Source organism: Nocardia sp. NPDC057668 (assembly GCF_042799795.1).
In the GTDB taxonomy this organism is placed as follows: Bacteria; Actinomycetota; Actinomycetes; order Mycobacteriales; family Mycobacteriaceae; genus Nocardia.
Map to the genome: position 1 here is coordinate 557,401 of NZ_JBHVIC010000001.1, position 16,032 is coordinate 573,432.

16 protein-coding genes are annotated in these 16,032 nt (G+C 69.3%); 9 read left to right on the forward strand and 7 right to left on the reverse strand.

All coding sequences use genetic code 11. The features are described from left to right. Nucleotides 1-17 precede the first annotated feature (17 nt). Together ACFVBH_RS02620 and ACFVBH_RS02625 are read left to right on the forward strand one after the other, a co-directional pair. On the forward strand, nucleotides 18-785 hold the full coding sequence (locus ACFVBH_RS02620) for a 3-oxoacyl-ACP reductase (protein WP_378999098.1): 768 nt from the start codon (nucleotides 18-20) through the stop codon (nucleotides 783-785). Between the two features lie 52 nt (nucleotides 786-837). After that, nucleotides 838-2,844 (forward strand): molybdopterin-dependent oxidoreductase, encoded by a 2,007-nt coding sequence (locus tag ACFVBH_RS02625; protein WP_378999100.1) that lies wholly within the window; start codon nucleotides 838-840, stop codon nucleotides 2,842-2,844. Nucleotides 2,845-2,974: 130 nt separating this feature from the next. Here ACFVBH_RS02625 and ACFVBH_RS02630 read toward each other — a convergent pair whose 3' ends face one another. Beyond that, complete coding sequence (locus tag ACFVBH_RS02630) at nucleotides 2,975-3,433, reverse strand: SRPBCC family protein (protein ID WP_354985475.1); 459 nt, start codon at nucleotides 3,431-3,433, stop codon at nucleotides 2,975-2,977. A gap of 163 nt (nucleotides 3,434-3,596) precedes the next feature. Between ACFVBH_RS02630 and ACFVBH_RS02635 the strand changes: the two genes are divergently transcribed. The 3 genes from ACFVBH_RS02635 to ACFVBH_RS02645 all read left to right on the forward strand — a co-directional run bounded on the left by ACFVBH_RS02635 (nucleotide 3,597) and on the right by ACFVBH_RS02645 (nucleotide 6,365). Further along, a complete protein-coding gene (locus ACFVBH_RS02635) occupies nucleotides 3,597-4,439 on the forward strand; it encodes a CPBP family intramembrane glutamic endopeptidase (protein WP_378999103.1) in 843 nt (280 codons plus the stop codon). A gap of 100 nt (nucleotides 4,440-4,539) precedes the next feature. Then, nucleotides 4,540-5,478 (forward strand): methionyl-tRNA formyltransferase, encoded by a 939-nt coding sequence (locus ACFVBH_RS02640; RefSeq protein WP_378999105.1) that lies wholly within the window; start codon nucleotides 4,540-4,542, stop codon nucleotides 5,476-5,478. 176 nt (nucleotides 5,479-5,654) lie between these two features. Continuing rightward, the gene (locus tag ACFVBH_RS02645) at nucleotides 5,655-6,365 is read left to right on the forward strand and encodes a hypothetical protein (protein ID WP_378999107.1); all 711 of its coding nucleotides are present in this window, start codon (nucleotides 5,655-5,657) and stop codon (nucleotides 6,363-6,365) included. An 84-nt stretch (nucleotides 6,366-6,449) separates the two neighbouring features. Here the strand turns inward: ACFVBH_RS02645 and ACFVBH_RS02650 are convergent, their stop codons facing one another. Beyond that, the gene (locus tag ACFVBH_RS02650; RefSeq protein ID WP_378999109.1) at nucleotides 6,450-7,508 is read right to left on the reverse strand and encodes a LacI family DNA-binding transcriptional regulator; all 1,059 of its coding nucleotides are present in this window, start codon (nucleotides 7,506-7,508) and stop codon (nucleotides 6,450-6,452) included. A gap of 156 nt (nucleotides 7,509-7,664) precedes the next feature. Between ACFVBH_RS02650 and ACFVBH_RS02655 the strand changes: the two genes are divergently transcribed. The 4 genes from ACFVBH_RS02655 to ACFVBH_RS02670 are packed head-to-tail and all read left to right on the forward strand — an operon-like array spanning nucleotide 7,665 to nucleotide 11,599. Further along, nucleotides 7,665-8,984 carry an aryl-sulfate sulfotransferase gene (locus tag ACFVBH_RS02655; protein WP_378999111.1) on the forward strand — a complete coding sequence of 440 codons (1,320 nt, stop codon included), beginning with the start codon at nucleotides 7,665-7,667 and terminating at the stop codon, nucleotides 8,982-8,984. A 29-nt stretch (nucleotides 8,985-9,013) separates the two neighbouring features. Then, nucleotides 9,014-9,856, forward strand: coding sequence for an ABC transporter permease (locus ACFVBH_RS02660; RefSeq protein ID WP_378999113.1), 843 nt, complete (start codon nucleotides 9,014-9,016; stop codon nucleotides 9,854-9,856). Nucleotide 9,857: 1 nt separating this feature from the next. Continuing rightward, nucleotides 9,858-10,628 carry an ABC transporter ATP-binding protein gene (locus ACFVBH_RS02665; protein ID WP_378999115.1) on the forward strand — a complete coding sequence of 257 codons (771 nt, stop codon included), beginning with the start codon at nucleotides 9,858-9,860 and terminating at the stop codon, nucleotides 10,626-10,628. 11 nt (nucleotides 10,629-10,639) lie between these two features. Next, the gene (locus ACFVBH_RS02670; RefSeq protein ID WP_378999117.1) at nucleotides 10,640-11,599 is read left to right on the forward strand and encodes an ABC transporter substrate-binding protein; all 960 of its coding nucleotides are present in this window, start codon (nucleotides 10,640-10,642) and stop codon (nucleotides 11,597-11,599) included. A 182-nt stretch (nucleotides 11,600-11,781) separates the two neighbouring features. On the opposite strand, the gene ACFVBH_RS02675 is transcribed toward ACFVBH_RS02670, so the two are convergent. Genes ACFVBH_RS02675 through ACFVBH_RS02695 form a run of 5 tightly spaced genes read right to left on the reverse strand, consistent with a single transcriptional unit; the run spans nucleotide 11,782 to nucleotide 15,967 of the window. Beyond that, nucleotides 11,782-12,366 (reverse strand): TetR/AcrR family transcriptional regulator, encoded by a 585-nt coding sequence (locus tag ACFVBH_RS02675; RefSeq protein WP_378999119.1) that lies wholly within the window; start codon nucleotides 12,364-12,366, stop codon nucleotides 11,782-11,784. A gap of 10 nt (nucleotides 12,367-12,376) precedes the next feature. Beyond that, nucleotides 12,377-12,796, reverse strand: coding sequence for a carboxymuconolactone decarboxylase family protein (locus tag ACFVBH_RS02680; RefSeq protein WP_354985465.1), 420 nt, complete (start codon nucleotides 12,794-12,796; stop codon nucleotides 12,377-12,379). After that, entirely contained in the window at nucleotides 12,796-13,707 is a 912-nt protein-coding gene (locus ACFVBH_RS02685) for an NAD(P)-dependent oxidoreductase (protein WP_354985464.1), read from the reverse strand. Before ACFVBH_RS02685 ends, ACFVBH_RS02680 begins: the two co-directional genes overlap by 1 nt. Then, nucleotides 13,707-14,456 (reverse strand): SDR family oxidoreductase, encoded by a 750-nt coding sequence (locus ACFVBH_RS02690; protein WP_378999122.1) that lies wholly within the window; start codon nucleotides 14,454-14,456, stop codon nucleotides 13,707-13,709. The genes ACFVBH_RS02685 and ACFVBH_RS02690 overlap by 1 nt, the downstream gene beginning before the upstream one ends. A gap of 44 nt (nucleotides 14,457-14,500) precedes the next feature. After that, complete coding sequence (locus ACFVBH_RS02695; protein WP_378999124.1) at nucleotides 14,501-15,967, reverse strand: aldehyde dehydrogenase; 1,467 nt, start codon at nucleotides 15,965-15,967, stop codon at nucleotides 14,501-14,503. Nucleotides 15,968-16,032 lie beyond the last annotated feature (65 nt).

Genomic DNA, 16,032 nt, shown 5'->3' on the forward strand with positions numbered 1-16,032 from the left:
GATTCACCAGAGGAGATATGTTGCAGCGCTTACAGGATCGAGTAGCGGTCGTCACCGGCGGCGGCAGTGGAATCGGTCTCGCCACGGTGCGGCGCTTCGCCGCCGAGGGCGCCCGGGTCGTCGTCGCCGATATCGACGCCACCTCGGGTCAGGCCGCCGCGGCCGAGGTCGACGGACTCTACGTGAAGGTCGACGTCACCGACGAGACCCAGGTCCAGGCCATGTTCCAGCAGGCCGCGGACGCCTACGGCGGGGTGGACATCGCCTTCAACAACGCGGGCATCTCCCCGCCGGACGACGACTCCATCCTCACCACCGGGCTCGACGCGTGGCGGCGGGTGCAGGAGGTCAACCTGACCTCGGTGTACCTGTGCAGCAAGTACGCGATCGAGCACATGCTCGTGCGCGGCAGGGGTTCGATCATCAACACCGCCTCCTTCGTGGCGGTCATGGGCGCGGCGACCTCGCAGATCTCCTACACCGCGTCCAAGGGCGGTGTGCTGGCCATGAGCCGCGAACTCGGAGTGCAGTTCGCGCGCCAGGGCATTCGCGTCAACGCGCTGTGCCCCGGCCCGGTCAACACCCCGCTGCTGCAGGAGCTGTTCGCCAAGGATCCCGAGCGCGCGGCCCGGCGGCTGGTGCACATCCCGGTGGGCCGATTCGCCGAGCCCGAGGAGATCGCCGCGGCGGTCGCGTTCCTGGCCAGTGACGACTCGTCCTTCATGACGGCCTCGCAGTTCCTGGTGGACGGCGGCATCTCCGGGGCGTACGTGACGCCGCTGTAGTACGGCCCGGCACGTAGCGACCGAGATCGGGCGGGGTCCTACGATCGAGGACATGAAGGTCCTCGGCGCCTGCCCGCTCGACTGCCCGGACGCCTGCTCCTGGGTGGTCACCGTGCGCGATGGGGCCGCGGTGGAACTGCGCGGCAACAAGGAGCACCCGATCACCCGGGGCGCGCTGTGCGTGAAGGTGAATCGCTATCTCGAACAGGTCGATTCGCCCGAACGGCTGCGCTATCCGCTGCGCCGGGTGGGCGCCAAGGGCGAGGGCCGGTTCGAGCGGATCAGCTGGGACGAGGCGCTGGGCGAGATCGCCGAGCGCCTCACCGGCATCGTGGACGAGTTCGGCGGCGAGGCGATCTGGCCGTTCCACGGCACCGGGAGTCTGGGTTATCTCCAGGGCCTCGAGGGCTACGCCGGGCGGCGCCTGTTCAATGTGCTGGGCGCGAGCCTGCACAAGGCCACCATCTGCTCGATCGCGGGCACCACCGGATTGAAGTACACGCTCGGCGGCTCCGGCGGCATGGATCCGGAGGACTTCGCCAAGTCCGAGCTGATCCTGCTGTGGGGCACCAATCCGCTGACCTCCGGTCACCACCTGTGGAAGTTCATCCAGGACAGCGGCGCGTACACCGTGGCCATCGATCCGATCCGCACCAAAACCGCCGAGCGCTGCGACGAGCACCTGGCCCCGCTGCCCGGCACCGACGCGGCGCTGGCGCTGGGCCTCCTCAACGTGATCGTCGGCCTGGGCGCGCAGGACCAGGAGTACATCGACACCCACACCGTGGGCTGGCCCGAATTCCGGGACCGCATAGCCGAATTCACGCCCGACCGGGTCGCGGAGATCACCGGGCTGCCCGTCGCGTCGATCGTGGCGCTGGGCGAGCGCATCGCCCGCACCCGGCCCACCGCCATCCGCGCCTCGCAGGGCATCCAGCGGCACGCGGGCGGCGGCATGGCGCTGCGGGTGCTGGCGTGCCTGCCCGGCGTGACCGGCGACTGGGCCATTCCCGGTGGCGGACTGCACTATTCGACCAGCGGCCACTTCAAGCTCGACGAGCCGGCGCTGCTGCGCATGGACCTGCTGCCGCATCCGGTGCGCACGCTGTCGATGACCCGGCTCGGCGAGGCACTCACCGAGATCGATGATCCACCGGTCAAGGCGCTGTTCGTCATCGCGGCCAATCCGGTCGGCTCGAATCCGGATCAGAACCGCGTGCGCGCGGGGCTGGCCCGCGAGGATCTGTTCACCGTGGTCCTCGAGCACTTCATGACCGATACCGCCGACTACGCCGACATCATCCTGCCCGCCACCATGCAGCCCGAACACCTGGACGTCCTGGCCGGCTACGGGCACCTCTACCTGGTCTGGAACGATCCCGCCGTCGCGCCGCCGGGCGAATGCCTGTCCACCACCGAGACCTTCCGCCGCCTGGCTCGGCACCTGGGCCTGACCGAACCGGCGCTCTACGACTCCGACGAGACCCTGGCCGAACAGTTGCTGGCGGGCTACGACACCGCGCGCCTGCGCGCCCAGGGCTTCCTCAAGATCACCCCGCAGCCGGTGCCCGCCGACAAGCTGCAATTCCTGTCCGCCCGGGCCCTGGCCGCCGGGCACGATCCGCTGCCCGGCTATACCCCGCCCGCCGATCCCGGTGACGGCCTGGTGCTGATCTCGGCGGCCTCGCACTACTTCCTGAACTCGACCTTCGGCGCGAACCCGGAATTGCGCCGCCGCTCCGGCGAACCCCGCGTCACCCTGCATCCGCGGGACGCCGCCGCGCGCGAGATCACCGACGGCACACCGATTCTCATCGCGAACGACCGCGGCTCGTTCGAAGCCGTGGCCGAGGTGTCCGACCGGGTCCGACCGGGCGTGGCCGCGACCACCAAGGGCCGCTGGGCCAAGCTCAGCGGCGGGTCAACGGTGAATGCGACCATCGCCGAACGGGATTCGGACTACGAGGGCGGTGCGGTCTTCCACGACAATCGCGTGCGCATCACCCCGTTGCGAGCGAGTGCGGACGTCACCGACAGCGCGGCATCCGCGATGCGCTAGGGGTCGGCCCGGCCATCCGCTCCGACCACGGTGGCGAACAGTGGTGCCGTGCCGAAGCCAGCCGGGGATGGTGACCACGACGATCGGCGTCACCCGCCCGGTGGTCACGACGGAGCCGAGCCCGAACCGCTCACTTCTCCACGACGGCCTTGATCCGATTCAAGGTCTCGCGCATGCCGTCGAGGTTCGTCTTGCCGCGGGTCCAGCCCGCCGCGAGCCAGTACAGCTTGACCGGCAGCGTCTCCTGGTGCAGATGGAAGGACTCGGTCACGTCGGTCCCGCCCTCGACCGGCGTGAACTCGTAGCGCCAGGTGTTGATGCCCATGCCGCCCGGCCCGAGCACGGTGAACGCGAACTCCTTACCCGGCTCGCTCGCGATGATCCGGCACACGGTCCAGTATTTGAACCCCCACCCGTTCCGGTTCACCCGCCCCCGGAACTTCACGCCGACAGCGGGACTCGTTGCACCACCGAGCCATTCGGCCGCGATCGTCTCCGGGCTGAACTTACCGGTGTTGGTGATGTCGCTGACCAGCCCCCAGATCTGTTCGGCGGGCGCGGCCATTCGCACTGTCACACTGTTCTGCATAGCCGCACGCTAGCAGTCATCGGCGTGTCGCGGCCGCATCGTCGTTTCGACCGGGCGTGGGACCGCGCCGCCCACGGGCGCGAGGGTCGCCCGAATCCCCGTGCCGACGGGCGATCCGTGTATTCGCCGGCCCGACCGCACCCCGACCCGGCACGACATCGGCGTGGGTAGCCTGAGCGAGGTGAACAGCGGCTCGCGTATCGGCACGGCACTGCTCGCCGCCGGGGTGGCGATCTACCTGGGCGCACTGGTGATGCTGCTCGTCACCGGCAATACCGAGGTGCGGTTCTCGGCGGATGACGCCAAGACACAGTCGATCTGGTTGCTCGGACTGCCCGCGGTGGCGGGTCTCGCCCTGGCGTGGCTGGTCCCGCCGCGCGAGCCCGCGCCGGATCCGTTCGCTGCGGTCGACACCCGTATCCGAGTCCGGCAGAGCTGGACGCTCGCGGCGCTGGCGGTGGCCTTCGCGACGGGTCTGCACCTGGCGGGCGGCGACAACCTCTGGTTCCTCGGACTGAAAGCCGTTCTCCTGCTACTGCTTCCCGTGGCGCTGCGCGTGGTGACGTGGCGCGAATGGGCACGCGCGGACCTGTCCGGGCGCTGGATCCGCCCGCTGCCCGCGGTCGCGGCCTTCGTGTTGATCACCTACGCGCTCGACCCCGCCGCCCCGGACCCGATACCGGATCCGGTCACCATAGCGGCGGTCTTCGTGCTGAACGCGGTGCTGGAGGAGGTCTTCTACCGTTTCTGGCTGCAAACCCGGCTCGAATCGCTGTACGGGCGGTGGGCGGCGATTCTCGTGACCAGCGTGGTGTTCGCGGCCTGGCACGCGGCCATCCAGGGCGGCAACGGGCCGGTTGTCGACCTCGCCGCGGCCGTCGCGGTGATCGGGGTGAAGAGCCTGTTCCTGGGCTATCTCTGGTCGCGGCACCGCAATCCGTGGCTCGTCATCGCGGTGCACGGCTTCATCAACGCACCCCTGGCCATGTGGCTCGCGATGTTCTGAACGGGTGTGGCCGGACCCGCGCAGGCCACGGACGTACTCGAGACACCGAACGGTTAGTGAGGCTACCCTTAGTTTCATTCCTCGACAGAAAGGTGCCCGAATGCGGGTGGTCACGTTCGGTTTTCAGACCTGGGGGCGCAGAACCCTGCAGGCGCTGCTGGATTCGCGGCACGAGGTGGTGCTCTCGGTCACCCATCCGGCGAGCGAGTCCTCGTACAAGGCGATCTGGAACGACTCGGTCGAGGATCTGGCGCGTGCGCACGGTATTCCCGTCCACCTGACCGAGCGCGCCGACACCGAGACCATCGACCTGGTCAAACGCGCCGAACCCGATGTCATCGTGGTGAACAGCTGGTACACCTGGATGCCCGCCGAGCTCTACGCCATGCCCCCGCACGGCACCCTGAACCTGCACGATTCGCTGCTGCCGAAGTTCACCGGCTTCTCCCCCGTGCTCTGGGCGCTGATCAGCGGCGCCGCCGAGACCGGTCTCACCGTGCACCGCATGGACGAGAACCTCGACACCGGCGACATTCTCATTCAGAAGTCGCTGCCCATCGGCCCGGAGGACACCGGCACCGAACTCGTCCTGGCGGGGCTGGATCTCATCCCGGCCGCCGTGCACGAGGCCCTGGACGCCCTCGAGAACGGCACCGCGGTCTGGCGGCCACAGGACATGGCCGAGCGCACCTACTTCCACAAGCGCGCCGACATCGACAGTCGCGTCGACTGGTCTTGGGACGCAACCGATCTCGAACGCTTCGTGCGCGCACTCTCGGCCCCGTACCCCCGCGCGTACAGCTTCTACCGCGGCGAGCGTGTGGAAATCCTCGCGGCCCGCGTCTCGGATTTCCCCGTCGGCGGCACCCCCGGCCGGGTGGTCGTGCTGGACGGCCAGGCCTCGGTCGTCAGCGGCCCCCACGCTTTCCGAGGCGGCAACCGCGCCCTGAACATCACCGCGGTGCGGACCGCGGACGGCGCCGAGCCACCGGTCGCGGAGTTCTTCGCGCGTGGCGGTTACCTCACCGACCAGCCGTAACCCCGCCTGCCCACCGAGCCCCGTCCACGACCCGGACGGGGCTCGGTCGCGTTCCGAGCCGCCTCTTCTCCGATGACGGGCAGCCCACCGGTTTGCTAATGACAATCGTTTTCATTACAGTTCGGAACGGCTCCGGAGCCGTTCCGCCCGAATGAATCCGATCGAGGAACCGAGAAATGTTGATGAGGAAATTCGCGGCGCCCGCACAGGGCGCCGCCATGCTGATCGCCGTCGCGGCCATCGGCGCCGGCACCGCACACGCCACCCCGGCCCCCGACGCGGTCGGCTACAACGCACAGGTCGGCGAGCGATCCACGGTGATCACCACCGACGCCGGATCGCTGAACGCCGACAACGGCGTCTTCACGATCCGAGCCGCGGACGGCACGGTCCTCGCCGGCACCGAATTGTCCTTCCGGGTGGACGATTTCCGCTTCCCGATCACCGCCGACATCTCCGGAAACACCGCCACCCTGACCCCGCGCCTGGACCTGGCGCACGCGGTCTACGAGCCCGTGGCCCTGCCCTTCGAGGACAAGGCGCCGTTCAAGACCGAATACGACCGGGAAGTGGCCGCCTGGTCCCGCATGACCAGCACCATCTCCCTCGGCGCGGCCATCGGCACCCTGGTCGGCGGACTCGGCGGCGCGGCCGTCGGCTGCGTACTGGGCGGCGTGGTCGGCGCGACGGTGGCCTCGGCCTCCATCGTCGGCCTGTTCGGCCCCTTCATCCCCGCCGCGGCGGTCGGCTGCATCGGCGGGATCGCCGCGATCGGGGCCCTGGGCACCGTGGCCGGCCAGATCTTCATCACCGCCCCCGTGGCGATTCTGGCCGCGGCACAGTACTTCACCACGATCAACGCCCCGGCCCCCGCACCGGCGAAGTAGACCGGGCCGAGCTCTGGCGAAACCCCGCCCGCCAGGCGGGGTTTCGGTGGTTTCACCCGGCCCTTCGCACCGAAGGAACCGATGTCAGAAGGTCTCGGCTGCGAGCCGGTGGTTCCGCGATGACATCGGATCGATCCCGCAACCGCAGGTCTCACCGGCCTCGAGGCGTACATCGACCACGGGCGTCGCGGCCGTCGCCGGGCTCAGAATGCGATCGAGCGCGGCGCGGGCGATGACGTCGATCGGCTGCTGCACGGTGGTGAGGACGGGCTGCCCGAAGCTGTTGCGGGCATCGGCGTCGAAACCGACGACCGCGATGTCCTCCGGGGTGCGCAGGCCGGAGTCCGCGATGGCGCGCAACACCGCGGCGGCTTGGCCATAGGTGCCCACGACCATGCCCCGGGGAGCGGGTTCGGTTGCGAGATAACGGGTTACGGAGGCATATGCCCCCTGCGGGGTGAGATCGGTGCGAACGACCCGCGCATCGGCGGTGCCGACGACCGTCGCATATCCCGCGTGGCGCTGCGCGACGGTTTCCCGATCACCGTGCACGACGTCCTCGGCGGTGAAGCCGCCGACGAAGACGATCTCGCGGCGACCGTGCGCCTCGAGCAGATGCCGTGCCGCCAGCGCGCCGGCCGCCACGTGATCCGCTCCGACGAGCGGGGAATCCACGTGATCCCGGTTGTTGTGCGCCCAGACGATCGGAATGCGTTCGCGGGCACAGACTTTGGCCGTCGCGGGCCCGTTCGCGCCGCCCACGACGATCAGCCCGTCGATGCCGCTGCCCGCGAACGCCTCGACGAACTCGAGTTCGCGATCGGGGTCGTACCCGGTGTTGCCGATCAGGGTGAGGTGGTCGCGGCGGCGCGCCTTGAGCTCGATCCGGCCGACCAGCGTGCCGAACAGCGGCAGGGTGAGATCGGGTACGAGCAGGCCGATCTGCCGCCACCTACCGGGGCGGCGCAGTGCGCGGGCGATGCGATCGGGACGGTACTGCAGCTCGTCGAGAGCCCGGAGCACCTTGGCGCGCAGGGCTTCCGACACCGGGCGGGGTCCATCGTTGAGGACATAGCTCACCACGGCGGTGGAGGTCCCCGCATGCGCGGCCACGTCGGCCAGCGTCACTCGTTTGGCGGTCACATCTGCCCTATCGTCGAGACCCGGGGCCGCTGCGGCCACAGTTGGAATCACCTTGATTCTCACACCGTACGGGACTTCTGCGCGGTCGCGCTAATCGATTAGATTCGTTACGTTCACGATCCACGGACTTAACAACCGACTGGTGGAGTATTCGGCATGGCATTCGTTCGCCCCACGGGCGTCACCTACTTCGAACCCGAACTCGCATATGACAGCTACGTTCTGTTCACGGGCGCGGATTCGATCACCCGGCTCATCGACCTGGGCGGCGTCGTGCACAAACAATGGCCGTACGCCGGGGTGCCGCCGCGCATCATCGATCCGGCCCTCAACAATGGCCGCCTCGGCGATATCGGAATCCAGCTGTCGGGCAGCGGCGATTCGCGCGGCGGCATCTTCGCCAATGGCACCGTGGGACAGCTGGACTGGTCCGGCGACACGGTATGGGAATGGGGCAGCGAGGCTCCCGGCGGCGCGGCGCGGCAGAATCACGACTGGGAATCACTGCCGAACGGCAACCGGCTGCTGCTGGTGACCGTACCGCGCGTGGTTCCCGCCCTCGGCCCCGCGGTCGTCGGTGACCAGGGACTGTTCGAGGTGGCGCCGGACGGCTCGATCGTCTGGGAGTGGCTGGCCGGGGATCACCTCGATGAACTGGGCTTCTCCGCCGCGGGCTGGGAGGCCCTGCGGGCGACGGTGACCCGCGATCCCGATGATCCGTGGGGCTACCTCGAACTCAACAGCGCCAAGTCCCTGGGACCCAACCGCTGGCATCGCGAGCACCCCGGCGGCGTCTTTCATCCGGACAACATTTTGATCAGCTCACGCAAGGCCAATATCGTCGCGCTGATCGACAAGGCCACGAAATCGGTGGTCTGGCAACTGGGCCCCTATATCTCCGAAACCCCGGGCGCGCAGCACCAGCGCATCAACGCGCACAAGGTGCCGCGGCCGGTGGATCAGATATCCGGACAGCACAATCCACATCTCATCGCCGACGGCCTGCCCGGCGCGGGAAACATTCTCGTATTCGACAATCAGGGCGGCGCGGGATATCCGCCCGCGCCGCTGGGAATCTACGCGGGCTCGCGGGTACTGGAAATCGATCCGTCGACCCGGCAGATCGTCTGGCAGTACACCGCCGAGGATTCCGGACTGCCCTCCTGGACATTCTTCAGTTCCTTCGTGAGCAACGCCCAGCGGCTGCCCAACGGAAACACGCTCATCACCGAGGGAATGACCGGCCGGCTGTTCCAGGTCACCTCGTCCGGTCAGGTGGTGTGGGAGTACGGATCCCCGTACGAGGGCCTCGGCGTCGGCGGTGAACCCGAGGTGCGCGAACCCCGGGTGCCCGGCGTGGACCGCCTGACCCGCACCCCGCTGGTCTACCGCGCGCAAGCCGTGCCGTTCGACTGGGTGCCCCTGGGAGCGCCCGCATCCCGTGCCGCCGCCGTCGACCGGCGCGGCGCTCTCTGACCATCACGCTCGCCCGAGGAGTTCCGCCCATGACCAGCTCGCGTCCGACAACCACCACGGCCCGGGCGCCCGCGCGCACGCCGGGCAGCGGCCGCCCGCGCGCGATCTGGTCCACGCGGGCCGGGGCGGCCGGGGGAACTCTCGCCGGCCTGGCCATCGCCGCCACGCTGTGGTCGCTGGTGGTCGCCGCCGACGTGTTCCCCCGCGAGCTGTTTCCCAGTGTGGCCCAGGTCTTCCGGGCCGGTCGCACAATGTGGACCGAAGGACTGCTCGGACCCGACATCGCCGCCAGCCTGCAACGCGCACTGATCGGCTTCCTGATCGGCGCGCTCGCGGGTATCGCCGCCGCCATCGTCACCGCGAGCACCTGGCTGGGCCGGCGGTTGCTACAGCCGGTGCTGCGACTGCTCGCGCCGGTGCCCACCATCGGCATCGTCCCGCTGGCGATCCTGTGGTTCGGCATCGGCGAGGACAGCAAGGCCCTGGTGATCGCCCTGGGCGTGTTCGTGCCGGTCTGGATCAACAGCCACGCTGGATTCGCCGATACCCCGGCCGATTTCCTGCGCGCGGCCCGCTGCCTGGGTGGCGGCCGCGTGCAGACCCTGACCCGCGTGGTGCTGCCCGAAGCCGCGCCCGACGTGGTGGCGGGGCTGCGGGTCGGGGCGGCCATGGCGTTCGTGCTGATCGTCGTGGCCGAGATGACCGGCACGACCGAGGGCATCGGCTATCGCATCTACCAGGCGCAGCTGTTCTCCCAGGCCGATCGCGTCATCTTCTGCCTCATCGTGCTCGGAATCATCGGCGCGGCCTGCGATCTGGCCCTGGCCACGTTCACCACACCGCTGACGCGCTGGGCGCGAGAGGAACACTGACATGGCGCTCATCGCCCGCGGACTCGGCGTCCACTTCCCCGGCGTGGTGGCGCCCACCCTGCACGGGATCGACCTGGATGTGCCCGATGGCTCCTGCACCGTGCTGGTCGGTGCGTCGGGCAGCGGCAAATCGACACTGCTGCACTGTCTCGCGGGCCTCATCACCCCGACCACGGGCACGGTGACCGATGCCGGCCGGGCCGTCACCGCCCCGGATCCGCGCCGCGGCATGGCATTTCAGCGCGACGTGCTGTTCCCGTGGATGAGCGTCGCGGACAACATCGCGTTCGCGCTGCGCGCGGCCGGTGTGCCCGCGCGGCGGCGGCGCGAACGCGTCCGGGAGCTGCTCGAGGAGGTCGGGCTGTCGAATGCGGTCGCCGGGCAGCGACCCAGCAGCCTGTCCGGCGGCATGCGCCAGCGCGTCGGCATCGCGCGCATGCTCGCGGGCGATCCCGAGGTCATGCTCATGGACGAGCCGTTCGCCGCGCTCGACGCGCTCACCCGGCTGCGCATGCAGGACCTGCTGATCGAGCTGTGGGCGCGGCTCGAGCGCACCGTCGTGTTCGTCACCCACGACGTCGACGAGGCGATTCGGCTCTCCGACACCATCGGCGTGCTGCGCGACGGCCGGATCGATCGGCTCATCACCAATCCCCTGGACCGCCCCCGCCCCGCGGGCGCCCTGGCCGACCAACCCGGATACAGCGAACTGCGCCGCACCCTGCACCACGAACTGGGCGTCGACCACGACGACCGCTATCACTACGCATGAAGAGAAGACCGATGAAGACACTTGTGACCAGACTGCTCACCGCGGTGGCCGCCGTCGCCGCCCTCACCACGGCCACCGCGTGCGGCGGCGACACCTCCGACGCCGGCACGCTGACGGTCGGATTCGTCGTCGACCCGTCCTGGGCGCAGGTCCCGGTGGCACAGCAGCTGGGCTACTTCGACCGGCACGGTGTCCGCGTGAAAGTGGTGAACTTCCCCTCCGGGGTGGAGGCGCTGCAGGCGCTGGCCGCCGGACAGCTGGACGTGGCCACGGCCGCCGATGTACCCACCTCCGCCACCCTGGCCCGGTCCGCCTCCCTGCGCGTGATCGCCGACGGATCCCGGTGGCAGGGTTCCCGAATCGTCGCGCGGCGCAGCGCCGGTATCACCTCCGTCCAGGATCTCGCCGGCCGCTCGATCGGCACCCCGCTGGGCACCAGTGCGGCCTACTTCGTCGCGAAAGCACTCTCCGACAACGGAATCCAAGCGAACCTGGTCCAGGTCGCACCCTCGGCGACCGTCACCGCCGCCACCCGGCGCGACGTGGACGCGGTCTCGATCTTCCAGCCGTATCAGGCCCAGGTCGCCGCGGCACTGGGCGCGGACGCGGTGGAGCTGCCGGGCGGCAGCTACAACCAGCACAGCCTCTACCTGGCCACCGCCGCCGCGGTGCGCGACAAGGGCCCCGCGCTGACGAACCTGCTCGCGGCATTGCAGGAGGCGGGCGGACAGCTCACCGCGCGCTCGGCCGACGCGGTGAGCGCGGTCGCCGCGGCGACCCAGCTCGAGCCCGCCCTGCTCGGCAAGGTCCTGCCGGAGTTCGATTTCGGGCTCCAGCTGCGGCCCGAGATCGCGAACGAACTGACCGCCCTCGCGCAGTGGGCGAAGGGACAGGGCAAGATCGACGCCGCGATCACCCTGCCGGACTACGCCACGCTGATCGACGCCACACTGCTGCCGCACGTGGGCTGAGGACGCCCGTCCCGACCGACAGGACGGCGATCGAGGCGACCGCCGCGCTCGGCCGGAAACTTCCGGGTGCACGCACCACCGCGCCCCGTGCCGCCGAGTTCGGTGGCACGGGGCACAACGTCATCGAGCACAGCGACGTCGAGCGATCGGCGGTGCGGCCGGGAGCTGACGCGTATTCGGCTTCACGCCGCGCGCAGAATACGCAGTGCCGCGCGTTCGATCCGGTCGGCGATGTCGGCGTAGGACTCGTATCCCATTCCCGCGCGGACCAACGCGCCCGCGTAGACCAGTTCGAGCGCCTCCACCAGCTCGGGATCGGCCGCCGGACCCAATGCCCGGGTCAGGCGCGTGCGGATCTCCACCCCGATCCGCGCCCGCAGATGCCGCACATCGGGGTCGCGGCCCAGCAGGGCGTGCGTCACCGCGCCGGAGAGTTCCTGTTCGTCGGCGACCAGCAGGGCGATCGTGCGCAGCTCGGCGATCGTCCCCGCGACGGGGTCCGGATCGTCGCCGTCGGTCACGGGCGCCGTGCGCAGCCGCCGCCAGAAGATCTCCGCCACCAGATGTTCCTTGGAGGAGAAGTAGGTGTACGCGGTGGCCGCGGCGACACCCGCTTCCGCGGCCACCATCCGAATGGTCATCCGGGCGAAACCCTCGCGGGCCAGGACCCGCAGCGCGGTTCCGGTGAGCTTGTCGACGGTGTCGGCCTGTTTGCCGGTCAGCCGACGCCGGGTCGCTTCGAGCTCGAGGGGTTCGCTGTCGGACATGGGACCGGCGCTATTCGGCGGACTTGGCGGCGGTGGCTTTGCGATGCTCGGCGACCGCCTTGCCGACCACGCCGTCGAGATTGGTGCCGCTGGGCCAGCCCACGTAGTGGCACAGGAACAGCGCGACCTCGCGCAACTGCGCCGGGGTCAGCTCCTCGTTGCGCAGGGCAGCGCCGACCTGGATGGAGGCGACGTCGAACAGTCCCTGCGCGGTGAGCGCGCCCAGCAGCAACAGCCGGCGATCACGCACCGACAGCTCGGGCCGGGACCAGATGTCGGCGAAGAGATGGTCGGCGGTGAAGGCGAAGTGATCGCCCGGGCCGTCCTGGAACTCCCAGCCGTACACCTCGGACATCTTCGCCAGACCGCGTTCGCGCCGCGACTGCCCGTTCGCCGATTCCTGGCCGTTCACCGATTCCTGATCACCCATCACAGTTCCTTGTCGCTGGTCGAATTATCTACGGGCACACCGAGTCCGGGTCCCAGTCGGTCGATGGCGAGCGCACCGAGCGGCAGCTCCACCTGCAGGCGAGCACCCAGTTCGAGCGCGAGCGCCAGATCCTTCTCCCCCAGGTTCCGCACGTGGGTCAGGATCGGCAGCCAGAAATCGCCCTCCGCGATTTCCGCGGTGTTATCGCGCAGCATGATCGCTCCCGGCCCGCCGGTCACCGCGTCCGAATGGCGCACCACCTTGCCCAGCGCGGTGATGTCCAGGCCCGCGACCTCGGCCAGGCGCTGCGCCTCGGTGGCGGCGGTGAACGCGACGAAGTGGATGAGGTTGCGCGCCAGCTTCATTCGCGTGCCCGCACCCGCTGGGCCGGCGTGCACGACCAGATCGGAGAAGCAGGCGAAGGGCGCGCGCACCAGCGCGTAGGCCGCGTCGGTCCCGCCGACCATGACCGCGAGCCGGCCGCTCTTGGCGCCCATCGCGCCACCGCTGATCGGAGCGTCCACGAATTCCACGCCGTACTCGGCGCAGCGCGCGGCGAGTTCCTCGGCCAGCTGGTCACCGATGGTGGAATGGACCGCGATCACCAGACCCGGCGCCGCCGTGCGCAATACGCCCTCGGGCCCGTCCACGACCTCGCGGACCTGATCGTCGCTGACGACCGCGACGCAGATGACCTCGCAGGTCTTGGCCAGTTCCGCGCCGCTGCCCGCGGACAGCGCCCCGCGCTCGGTGAACGGCGCGACGACGTCGTCCCGCATGTCGCAGACGGTCAGCCCGCCCGCCCAGTCCAGTAGGCGTTCGGCCATGGGCGCGCCCATGTTACCGAGCCCGAGGAAACCTACGCGCGGTGCAGAACCGTCTGGAGCCGCCGCGTTCTCCGGCGTCGTCATCAGCGAAACACCTGCCCGCCATCGATGTTGAAGATCTGACCGGTCACCCACGACGCCTCGTCCGAGAGCAGATACAGGCACGCCCCCACCAGATCCTGCGGGGTACCCATCCGCTTGAGCGGCAACCGCTTGACCATGTCCTCCACGATCACATCCGGCGTCACGTTCTTCGTCGCATCGGTATCGATCGGACCCGGCGCGATCGCATTCACCCGAATATTCGCCCCACCAAGTTCAGTAGCCAACTGCTGGGTCAAACCGTTCACCCCGACCTTGGCCAACCCGTAGAAACTCGAATACGTCCACGCCGCGGTAGAAGACTGATTCACGATCGAACCACCACCCGCCTTACGCATGTGCTTCCACACCGCCCGCGTCATGATCAGCGCGCCGTCCATGTTCACGCTCATGAACTTCTTGTAGTAGTCCCAGTCGACACTGAGCAGCAGATTCAGCTTCATATCGCCGTAGATCGCGGCGTTGTTCACCAGATGGTCGATGGACCCGAACTCACGCAGCGTGAGATCGGCCAGCGCGGTGGCCGATTCGGCGTCGGCCACGTCGACCTCTCCGAAGATCGCGGTCCCGCCCGCGGCGGCGATGCTCTCCACGACCTCCTTGCCGCGTTCGGCGTTCAGGTCGGCGACAACGACTTTCGCACCCTCGGCGGCCAGCGCCCGGGCGTAGGCGGCCCCGATGCCCTGGGCGGCGCCGGTGACGATGGCGGACTTTCCGGTAAAGCGAGACAAGATCAGCTCCTGCGTGCGTGAAACATGGTGTGGTGGTGCGGTTGTCAGGCCATGGAGGCGATGAGTTTGGTTTCCAGGTATTCCTCGAAGCCGGCGACGCCCATTTCCCGGCCGATGCCGGACTGCTTGTAGCCGCCGAACGGCGCGTCCGCGGCGTACCAGACCCCGCCGTTGACGCTCAGCGTGCCCGTGCGCACACCCTCGGTGACCTTGGCGATCCGCTCGGGATCGGTGCCCCAGACCGCACCGGACAGCCCGTACGGCGAGTCGTTGGCGATGCGGATCGCGTCCTCGTCCCCGTCGTAGGGAATCACCACCAGGACGGGACCGAAGATCTCCTCGCGGGCGACGGTCGCGGCGTTGTCGACGTCGGCGATGAGGGTGGGCTCGATGAAGAAGCCGTGCTGCTGCGCCGCGGGCCTGCGCCCGCCCACCACGATGCGCCCGCCCTCGGTCCGCGCGATATCGATGTACCGCTCGACCCGGGCGCGCTGGCGTGCGGAAATCAAGGGGCCGCAGATGGTTCCGGGAGCCGACGGATCGCCCGGGGTGATCCGTCCCAGCGCCGCCGCGGCCGCGTCGACCGCCGCGGCATACGAGGCGCGCGGGACCAGCAGGCGCGTGGTGAGCGCGCAGCCCTGCCCGGCGTGCACCGCGACCGAGAAACCGGCCATGCCCGCCGCCGCGCCGATGTCGGCGTCGTCCAGGACGATGAACGCGGACTTGCCGCCGAGTTCGAGAAAGGTCTTCTTCAGCGTGGCCGCGGCATTGATCATGACCGTGCGCCCGGTCTGGGTGGACCCGGTGAAGGTGACCATGTCCACCCGCGGATCGCCGCTGAGCTGCGCGCCGAGTTCGTGATCGGCCGAGGTGACGATATTGATCACGCCCGGCGGGAAGTCGGTGTGCTCGGCGATGATCGCCCCGACCGCGGCCGCGCACAGCGGGGTATCAGGAGCGGGCTTGAGCACCACGGTGTTCCCGGCCGCCAGGGCCGGGCCGAGCTTGGCGAAATTGATCTGATGCGGGAAGTTCCACGGCGTGATCGCCCCGACCACGCCCACCGCCTCGCGCTGCAGTACGCGCCGGCTGCGAATGCCCATCGGCGCGGCGACCCCGAGATCGGTTTCCCACTCGTAGCTTTCGGCCAGTTTCTCCGAGAACTCCAGATCCGCGACCGGGCCCTCGAGGTGCGGGCCGCGAGTGAGCATGACCGGGGCGCCGGCCTCGGCGACGGTCAGCGCGCGCAGACCCTCGACCTCGGCCTGCAACGCGGTGCGCAACTGGCGCAGGCAGTGGGCACGGAAGGCGTGATCGCGGGACCAGTCGGTGCTGTCGAAGGCCGAACGCGCGGCCTCGATGGCCGCGCTCATATCGGCCTTGTCGGCATCGGCCGCGAACCCGTACGCCTCTTCGGTCGCGGGGTTGAGCGTGACGAATTCACCGCCACCGCCGGTGGTCAGCTTGCCGCCGATCAAGAGCCGCGAGCTGTCTGCGGGCGGGAGAACCATGAACCACTCCAATGCTGTCTGGACAGGTGTACGGACTATAGTCCGCGCTAGTGAACAGGCGCAAG

What these genes read in the sequence shown, in the direction of transcription:
- ACFVBH_RS02620 (WP_378999098.1), top strand. Translation starts at nt 18, where the DNA reads ATGTTGCAGCGCTTACAGGATCGAGTAGCGGTCGTCACCGGCGGCGGC.
- ACFVBH_RS02625 (WP_378999100.1), top strand. Translation starts at nt 838, where the DNA reads ATGAAGGTCCTCGGCGCCTGCCCGCTCGACTGCCCGGACGCCTGCTCC.
- ACFVBH_RS02630 (WP_354985475.1), bottom strand. Translation starts at nt 3,433, where the DNA reads ATGCAGAACAGTGTGACAGTGCGAATGGCCGCGCCCGCCGAACAGATC.
- ACFVBH_RS02640 (WP_378999105.1), top strand. Translation starts at nt 4,540, where the DNA reads ATGCGGGTGGTCACGTTCGGTTTTCAGACCTGGGGGCGCAGAACCCTG.
- ACFVBH_RS02645 (WP_378999107.1), top strand. Translation starts at nt 5,655, where the DNA reads ATGTTGATGAGGAAATTCGCGGCGCCCGCACAGGGCGCCGCCATGCTG.
- ACFVBH_RS02655 (WP_378999111.1), top strand. Translation starts at nt 7,665, where the DNA reads ATGGCATTCGTTCGCCCCACGGGCGTCACCTACTTCGAACCCGAACTC.
- ACFVBH_RS02660 (WP_378999113.1), top strand. Translation starts at nt 9,014, where the DNA reads ATGACCAGCTCGCGTCCGACAACCACCACGGCCCGGGCGCCCGCGCGC.
- ACFVBH_RS02665 (WP_378999115.1), top strand. Translation starts at nt 9,858, where the DNA reads ATGGCGCTCATCGCCCGCGGACTCGGCGTCCACTTCCCCGGCGTGGTG.
- ACFVBH_RS02670 (WP_378999117.1), top strand. Translation starts at nt 10,640, where the DNA reads ATGAAGACACTTGTGACCAGACTGCTCACCGCGGTGGCCGCCGTCGCC.
- ACFVBH_RS02675 (WP_378999119.1), bottom strand. Translation starts at nt 12,366, where the DNA reads ATGTCCGACAGCGAACCCCTCGAGCTCGAAGCGACCCGGCGTCGGCTG.
- ACFVBH_RS02680 (WP_354985465.1), bottom strand. Translation starts at nt 12,796, where the DNA reads ATGGGTGATCAGGAATCGGTGAACGGCCAGGAATCGGCGAACGGGCAG.
- ACFVBH_RS02685 (WP_354985464.1), bottom strand. Translation starts at nt 13,707, where the DNA reads ATGACGACGCCGGAGAACGCGGCGGCTCCAGACGGTTCTGCACCGCGC.
- ACFVBH_RS02695 (WP_378999124.1), bottom strand. Translation starts at nt 15,967, where the DNA reads ATGGTTCTCCCGCCCGCAGACAGCTCGCGGCTCTTGATCGGCGGCAAG.